5 protein-coding genes and 1 pseudogene are annotated in these 6,611 nt (G+C 38.4%); 3 read left to right on the forward strand and 3 right to left on the reverse strand.

Features of this window, described 5'->3' with window-relative positions; translation table 11 throughout:
• Positions 1-157: 157 nt before the first annotated feature.
• Positions 158-739 (reverse strand): LexA family protein, encoded by a 582-nt coding sequence (locus tag GBN19_RS13795; RefSeq protein ID WP_151711095.1) that lies wholly within the window; start codon positions 737-739, stop codon positions 158-160.
• Positions 740-936: 197 nt separating this feature from the next.
• Positions 937-1,992, reverse strand: a complete 1,056-nt coding sequence (locus GBN19_RS13800) for an aromatic ring-hydroxylating oxygenase subunit alpha (protein WP_000991568.1) — start codon at positions 1,990-1,992, stop codon at positions 937-939.
• Between the two features lie 344 nt (positions 1,993-2,336).
• On the opposite strand from GBN19_RS13800, the gene GBN19_RS13810 reads away from it, so the two are divergent.
• From GBN19_RS13810 to GBN19_RS16310, 3 genes and pseudogenes are all read left to right on the forward strand, one after another.
• On the forward strand, positions 2,337-3,326 hold the full coding sequence (locus tag GBN19_RS13810; RefSeq protein ID WP_151778534.1) for an isopenicillin N synthase family dioxygenase: 990 nt from the start codon (positions 2,337-2,339) through the stop codon (positions 3,324-3,326).
• A 26-nt stretch (positions 3,327-3,352) separates the two neighbouring features.
• Positions 3,353-4,429 carry a hypothetical protein gene (locus tag GBN19_RS13815; RefSeq protein WP_000738084.1) on the forward strand — a complete coding sequence of 359 codons (1,077 nt, stop codon included), beginning with the start codon at positions 3,353-3,355 and terminating at the stop codon, positions 4,427-4,429.
• Positions 4,426-5,589, forward strand: a pseudogene (locus GBN19_RS16310) (BMP family ABC transporter substrate-binding protein). Before GBN19_RS13815 ends, GBN19_RS16310 begins: the two are co-directional and overlap by 4 nt.
• A 70-nt stretch (positions 5,590-5,659) precedes the next feature.
• Here the strand turns inward: GBN19_RS16310 and GBN19_RS13830 are convergent.
• Complete coding sequence (locus GBN19_RS13830) at positions 5,660-6,592, reverse strand: LysR family transcriptional regulator (RefSeq protein ID WP_000107470.1); 933 nt, start codon at positions 6,590-6,592, stop codon at positions 5,660-5,662.
• Between the last annotated feature and the right edge of the window lie 19 nt (positions 6,593-6,611).

Consider the following 6,611-nt stretch of genomic DNA (forward strand, 5'->3'; position numbering starts at 1 on the left):
TGTACACAGTGCACTGGGTTATGTATCGCCTTTTGAGTTTGAAGCAATGTACTATGATAAGATTAACCCGTTAGGTCAGGTGGCCTAACTTAAATAAAAAAGTCTCCGACAAACCCGGTACGGTTCATGTAAGAAGCCAAGAGGGATAATTATTGTTTTACTTACGCTTTTTAAATGGCTTGATGACATAAGTAACGACACCCCAAATCACCATTTCCTGCCCATCTTGAAGATGAATGTCTGAATAGTCCGGGTTCTCTGCCTTAAGCCAACGATTGTTGTCATCCTCAATCATCAGGCGCTTAACAGTAAATTCATTATCAATCCATACAACCACGATATCTTCATGCTTGGCTTCAATACTGCGATCTACAACAAGTTCATCATCAATATCGATACCCGCATCACGCATAGAAAGTGAGGCAACTTTTACGATAAATGTCGCAGCCTCATTCTTAATGAGGTGTTCATTCATGTCTAAGGTCTTTTCGACATAGTCTTGAGCCGGTGAGGGAAAGCCAGCGGCAACTTTCTCAGAGGCTAAGGGGATATGCATAACGGTACTTGGATTGACCAAGGTAATAGAAGCTACATCGTCGAACTTGGCTTTCTTTGAGTTTGCGAGATAGTTCTTGATTTCAACTACACGAGATTCTGGAACACGCAAAACTTTTGTAGGTTCATCATAAAAAGCTTTACGTCCTGCCCCTTCTCTACTTCCACCATACTGGTTTACCATCTATGTCTCTCCCTGTATAAACTTGATATTGTAACAAAATCAAGTTTATTAATTAGAAGAAGCTAAGACAATGAAATTACGATAAATGGTGAGTCACTTTTATATTAGTATTTCTGCGAAATCAATCTCTAAAAATATAAGGGAGACTACCTCCCTTATATTTCAACCAATCGAGATAATCAGGTTATCTTATATCTCTAGACCACATATCTTTTACTTAATCCCCATTCTGCCAATATCCGTCTATATGTCGTTGAAGATTTGTCTGCTGCAAAGTGCGCCTCCATTGAAACATCTAATGGAAGTTCTTCCGGTTTTTGACTCTCAACAATATCCTGATCCTCTGCAAAAATTTGTGCATTGAAGTCATATACAGCCTGTAGGTCACCCGTCGTATCAAAATTACGTGTCAACGGAACAAATAGCCTGGTTTGATTATGTGAAACAGGACAACAAGCATTCAAAATTTTTAAAATCCCATTGTTAGGAAAATAGACAGTAAGTGTTGCCGAGAATGGAGGATATACATCAAATTCTCGTTTCCATAAGAAATTCTCTGGCTCTAAATGTCTCAAACTATGAGGAAAGTTACTTACTGTAGAGATATAAATCGTTTTAAGTCCATAATCCGTTCTTTCAGTTTCATATTTGGGCACTACTGGATTATCACGATCAGCGAATGCCTTGTTATGCACCCAGGCAAAATGTGCCACATCGATAAAACCTTCAAGCTGACGACCACTAGAACCTGCTATATCAACAAATGGTGGGAGTATTGATTGATGTTCATCCGAATCCCAAGTTTCAAGAACTGGAAAATTAGCTTCACTTTCATCACGGCTAAATAAGCTGGTCCAAACTAGTCCATATTTCTCAACTACAGGGAATTTAGTTAAGGTGAACCGATCTGAAATTTGGGTAAGTTCTGGTTGAGCAGGGATTTTTACGCACTTACCTTGTGCGTTATAGTTGAGCCCATGATAGGGACAAACAATATTTTCACCTTCTACCCATCCTTTACTTAATGGCACTCCTCGATGTGGACAGATATCTCTGACCAGATGAATTTCTCCACTTTCAGTTTTATAAATAGCCATTTTGACATCAAGAAGCTGAACTTGTTGCGGTTGAGTCGTTACATCCTGGATTTGAACTACCGGATACCAATGCTGCGCTAGAATATTCCAGTCATTTGGGTCAAATTGACTACATTGTGGCTGAGTGAATAAATTGAGAACTGGTATTGCATTCATTTTAGCGCTGCCCCTCTTATAAGTTATTGATTAATTCAAACTTCTTAGCATTGCTTCATCATGACTTTTTCTTTTCTATCTGTCTATTAAAGACTTTAGGAATGGTATTTCTAATTTTTAGAACACTTTTCTTATTATTGTTCTTCTTATCTAAACTTAACGAATAACTAGCATTTTATAACTCATCACAATTCTTAATTGATGCTGAATTACTTGGACTCCTATTACTACTCTGACTTTATTTAGTGTTGCCTTTTTGGCAACGAGTTGAGCGAGATTCTCTGCTATGCACGGAATTAAATTGTCATTAAGTTGATAACAACAAAGTTCAAAGAGCCACAAAAATGTTGATATACACACCACCTTCTACGGCTAAAAGTATTCCAGTAATCGACTTAAGCGACAGTTTTTCCGATAACCTAGAAAAACGGAAATCTGTTGCGTGGGAAATCCATAAAGCATGCAGAACAACAGGTTTCTTCTATATTAAAAATCATGGTATCGCTTCTGAAGTTCTCCAAAAACAACTAGACATTGCAAAACAGTTTTTTGATCTTCCGATCGAAAACAAATTAGAGATTGATTTCAAAAACTCCAAATGCCTTCGTGGTTATGAAGCAATGGCAGCTCAAACACTTGATGAAGGCTCTCCTCCTGACTTAAAAGAAGGGTTCATGTCAGGGAAAAATCTAGATTCAAGTCACCCATATGTCCAAAAAGGCTATCCACAACATGGGCAGAATCAGTGGCCTGAAGATCTTCCTGAAATGAAGACCCAGACCGAAACCTATATTCAACAGACTTTAAAACTGGGTAAGCATCTAGCTGGCCTATTGGCACTTTCTCTTGGGCTTGAAGAAAACTACTTCGAGGCAGGCTATGATGAAACTGTCATTATTACCCGTATGCTTCACTATCCTCCTCAATCTGAAAAAATTGTAAACAATCAGCTAGGGTCCGGTGCGCACACTGATTGGGGGTTACTGACGCTCTTATTGCAAGATGAAGTAGGTGGACTAGAAGTACGCAATAGTGAGGGTGAATGGATACGTGCACCTCACATACCAGATACTTTTATCGTAAACCTCGGTGATTTAGTCCAATTCATGACTAATGGACTCTACCTCTCAAATATGCACCGTGTTTTCAATAGTAAAGCAGGTGTCTCACGTTATTCGGTTCCAACCTTCTTTGACTTGGATTACGAATACAAAATCAAAACGCTGCAAAATTTAGGTGATCAATTTAAGGCTGAACCTAAAGAAATGACTGTAGGTGAATACATAGCCTATATGTATCAAAAAACTTACGCATCGAAAAAAGAAGCCGTTTAATTTATTCAACAGTTGGTATCAAAATTATGAAAAAAATGTTTCCTCTAGGTTGTGCTGGTTTAGGCATTCAAAACTCATCAAAAGAACGACCAGTAAGCCTGAATGAGCCTACTATTCTCGAACAGTTCGAAATGCTAAAAGCTGCGGAGGTCTTTGATTTTCTGGATCGTATCCCTCTTGAAGATAGTCAAATAGATGCTTACATCAAGGCAAGTCAGAAAACAAATATTCCAATTTATTCTGGTTGTGGCTTATATGTCATTGGCAAGGATGAGGAAGCATTCAAACAGGATATTAATCGTAGTGCCGCTGTAGGGGCCAAATTCCACAACATGATGATTTGGGCAAAACATGCAGATGGTCATTATGTAACGAACGAAGAAGTTGCTAAAACTTATATCGATTTCTACACCTACGCTCAAAGTAAAGGAATCACGGTTACCTTAGAGTGCCACGTTGATAACTGGTCTGAAGATTATCGTCGAGTAATTCCGGTGGCAGATCTTATAGAAAAAGAAGGTGTGCCGTTTGAATTTGCAATGGATTACAGCCATTGTATTTTTAAAATTGAAAATGAAATTGAGCTTGCTGTATCACAAATGCGTGATGATCCTGAAGCTATCAGAAAGTTAGATCCTTTTAATAATGATAGTTTTGCAGATGATTGGCTGAATCGAAATTTAGTTACATGGGGGCAGATCCGTCCTGCAGTCCCGAATAATCCAGTTAACTGGTTAGCATTTGAAACAGGACCATATAATGGCTTAGGAACAAATCGTCCTGGCCGAGGAATTCAGTATCCATTTAATCAACCTACGGAAGGTGAATGGCATACAGACTTCTGGCATGCATATAAGCTTGCACCAACCAAAGAAGTCATTCGTAAAATCATTGATAGCTACTTGAACAATCCAAATTCTAAAGTTCAACTTATGACTGTTGATAATATCAATTTAGAGTCGTATGGTTTAAATTGGAAATACAACATGTTTGCCGACAGTTGCAGTGTTGCCCATTATATTCGTGAGATTTATGAGGAGCGACTGGCAATATTTATGGCAAAACAAAATTCAACTGATACTCTTCAAAGAGAATCAGCATGAATAACCTACTTAATTTAAAAAATATTTTCGTAAATGCCAGTCTTTTAGGACTTTTACTCATCAGTGGGGCCAATCCAGCATTGGCCGCTGATCAAGCGGCTTTTGTCTATGTCGCTCATAAAAACGATTATGGTTGGTCTTATTCACACGATATAGGTCGTCTGAAAGCAGAAAAGTCCTTACAGGGTAAATTTAAGACCTCTTATATCGAGAATATTCTAGATAATGCCGACTCTGAACGTACATTTCGGAGACTCGCACAACAAGGAAATAAGGTTATATTTGCTACTACCTTCGGGTATATGAATGCCATTGAAAAGGTAGCTAAACAGTTCCCGAACACCATTTTTATGCATGCGAACGGATATAAAACTGCAAAAAATGTGGGAGTCTATGATATCCGAACCTATGAAGGCTCTTACTTGCAAGGGGTATTGGCAGGCTATAAGACTAAAAGTAATGTTTGGGTGTTGTAGCACCATTCCCAATTCCTGAAGTCATTAGAGACATCAATGCCTATACACTTGGGGCTCAATCTGTAAATCCAAAAATTAAGACCAAGATAGTCTGGATTAACACTTGGTTTGATTCAGGAAAAGAGCATGAGGCTGCACTTGCATTAATATCGCAAAATGCTGATATATTATCACAAGTCACCAACTCACCCGCTGTAGTTAAAGCTGCTCAGGAAAAAGGGAAATTTGGCTTTGGCTGGAACTCAGATATGAGTAAGTTTGCTCCTAAAGGTCACCTAGCTGCATCAGTGTTATATTGGGAAAAAATCTATACTCCTGTTTTGCAGCAAGTGCATAACAAAATATGGAAGTCGGGATCGACATGGTATGGTGTCAAGGAAGGTGCCATCGATATAGCAGGTTTTGGTCCAATGGTCTCTAACAATGAAAAAATGAAGGTTTTGGCAGTCAGAGGTGGATCAGGAAATTTGAACAACACTTATAAATAAGCTTTTAGTTGTTCAAACAAGTGGGACCACCTCTGTCCGAGATAAAATTCGTAACGGTCAATATATTGTGTTTAGTGGACCACTTTACAAACAAGATGGAACATTACTTTTGGGAAAAGGTAAACATCTCTCAAATACGCAATTGATGAGTATGAATTATTTCGTTAAAGGCGTGGATGCTGCTTATCCAAAATAAACAAAGCTAAGCCTTTATTGAGGGATTTCGATAAGGGCTTAGCTTTTTAGTTGTACTTTTCAGGTTATGTTTATTGTCCAGCTTCGCCTCTTTGTAGGATTTCATCTGTAATAAGCCTGGAGAGAGCGTCTGTTGCTGTGGAAAGATAATGCCCTTTACGTGCATACAGACCTAAATCACAGTAGATACCATTGTTATCATTAAGCGGAATATAGCGAAGGCGATTATTAATTATTTCATTTTCCAACCCAAAGAATGTCTGAAAACCAATTCCCTTATTCCTGAGTATTAACTGTTTCATTAATTCCAAAGAACTCGTTTGCATTTTAAAATTTGGAATAGCATGTTGTGCACCCGCAAATAATGGCGCCAACTGTTGATAAATAGATAAATTAGGTTTTGGCATAATCACATCATAGTCGAGGCACTGATGGAATGACACCGTCTTTTGAGAGGCCAAGGGATGCTCAGTCGATACAATTGCACCTAATTTAAAATGGGATATTGCTATTTGGTGCAAATCATTATGCTTTGGCAAGGCAAAAGCCAAGCCTAGATCCACCCTATTTTCAATGATTTCATTAGGGATATCTTTTGAGCCTAAAATTGTAACCCCTACAGTTACATTAGGATATTTTACTTGGAATTTTTCAATAATCTCTGGCAGGAAATTAATTGCCAGTGTTTCAACACTCGCAATTTCTACATGACCTTTATAAAGCCCTTTCAGTGCATCCAATTCATTCTGCAATCGCTTAGTATCTCGCAATACTAAACTGATATGTCTTGAAAATAACTCACCTGCATGAGTAAGTACCATACCCGAAGGCACCCGATTGAATAATGGTGCTCCAACTTCATCTTCGAGTTTTAAAATTTGCCTGTTTACAGCAGAAGATACGACATTTAATTGTCTGGCTGCTTCCCTGATTGAACCGCACCGGCGTACAGCATCAAAATAATGAATTGCTGCTGAGTGAAAGCGAAGACCACGTGTACTCATTTTAACATCACATCCTATT

It is taken from the genome of Acinetobacter brisouii, from assembly GCF_008993995.1.
GTDB classification, from domain to species: Bacteria; Pseudomonadota; Gammaproteobacteria; order Pseudomonadales; family Moraxellaceae; genus Acinetobacter; species Acinetobacter brisouii_A.

Bases quoted from the DNA above. Each gene is read 5' to 3' on its own strand.
- GBN19_RS13795 (WP_151711095.1), bottom strand. From the start codon at position 739: ATGGTAAACCAGTATGGTGGAAGTAGAGAAGGGGCAGGACGTAAAGCT.
- GBN19_RS13800 (WP_000991568.1), bottom strand. From the start codon at position 1,992: ATGAATGCAATACCAGTTCTCAATTTATTCACTCAGCCACAATGTAGT.
- GBN19_RS13810 (WP_151778534.1), top strand. From the start codon at position 2,337: ATGTTGATATACACACCACCTTCTACGGCTAAAAGTATTCCAGTAATC.
- GBN19_RS13815 (WP_000738084.1), top strand. From the start codon at position 3,353: ATGAAAAAAATGTTTCCTCTAGGTTGTGCTGGTTTAGGCATTCAAAAC.
- GBN19_RS13830 (WP_000107470.1), bottom strand. From the start codon at position 6,592: ATGAGTACACGTGGTCTTCGCTTTCACTCAGCAGCAATTCATTATTTT.